Below are 1,253 nucleotides of genomic sequence, written 5' to 3'. Positions count from 1 at the left end.
TGTAGTGGTCAAGGACTTCCGGACAAATTTTTAGCCGCTTTCCATTGTTTTTCGTACTCAACGGGAGACCTGCCCCCGTTGAAACTATGGGGACGGACATAGTTGTAATACCCGCCCAGATATTGTGTGATATCTCTTATCGCTTCATGCATATCCTGATAGCCTTCTGGGGGAACCCATTCACTTTTCAAACTCCGAAAGACCCGCTCCATCGGCGAATGATCGTAGCAGCAGCCTTTGCGGCTCATACTTTGGATGATCTTGTTTCGCCAGAGTAAACGGCGAAACTTTTGACTGCTGTATTGACTGCCTTGATCAGAGTGAAAAAGCAGCCGGCCTTCAATATGACGGCTTTCCAGTGCGTTTCTCAGCGCCCGGCAGACCAGCCCGGCATCCGGTAACGTCGACATGGCCATCCCCACCACGCGACGGGAAAATAAATCCATGACCACCGCGAGATAGCGCCAACCCTCTCGCGTGTGAATGTAGGTAATATCTCCGCACCACCGGGTATTCAGGCAGGCCGGGGCAAAATGTTGCTGCAAAAGATCCGGAGACGCGGCGGGCATTTCCCCGGCCGGGCGATAACGGTGAGCCCCCCGGTTGACAACTTTGCAGGCCACACTCCTGCATTAACCGCCGGGCTTTCCAGCGCCCAACCGGGGAGCCTTCATTTGTCAGCAACCGACTCAGAGAGCGGCTGCCGATGGCCCCCCGGCTTTGGGTATACAGTTCACGCGTCCGGATGCGCAACTGCAGACGTTCCGTATCGACAGGACGCTGCCGACCGTCATAATAGGCACTGCGTGACACCTGAAGCGCCTGACATAGTGCCTTGACGGACCATCGGGGACTCGGCCGTGTGATCAACGCATAGCGTTCTTACGTATCTCGCTCATCAGCACGGCCGCTTGCTTTAGGATTTCTTTTTCCATTTCGAGGCGTTTGACCTGTTTTTCTAAGGCCTGTATCTGACGCTGTTCAGGTGTGAGGGCTTGACCGACAGGCGTTACGCCCTGCATTTCGGCCTTGTATTGGTGGATCCATTTTCCCAGCGTGCTGGTATTGACCCCCAGTGAACGGGCGACATCGACAATACGTAGTTGATGGAGAACCACCTGTTGAACCGCTTCTAACTTAAATTCAGCGGAATATCGGCGTTTGGTAGATTTTAATTTCATCGTCATACCTCATGGTTAGGTTCATCAGATTAACAGGCGTTTGAGGTGTCCGAATTTAATATACCCCTACAT

Annotated in this window: 1 pseudogene; it reads right to left on the bottom strand. The window is 53.1% G+C overall.

Features of this window, described 5'->3' with window-relative positions:
• Nucleotides 1-8: 8 nt before the first annotated feature.
• Nucleotides 9-1,181 (bottom strand): annotated as a pseudogene (locus tag Xvie_RS20280) (IS3 family transposase).
• Between the last annotated feature and the right edge of the window lie 72 nt (nucleotides 1,182-1,253).

It is taken from the genome of Xenorhabdus vietnamensis (assembly GCF_002127535.1).
Lineage (GTDB): Bacteria > Pseudomonadota > Gammaproteobacteria > Enterobacterales > Enterobacteriaceae > Xenorhabdus > Xenorhabdus vietnamensis.
The sequence above is the reverse complement of the archived record's forward strand: the minus strand, read 5'-3'. Positions and strand labels throughout refer to the sequence as shown.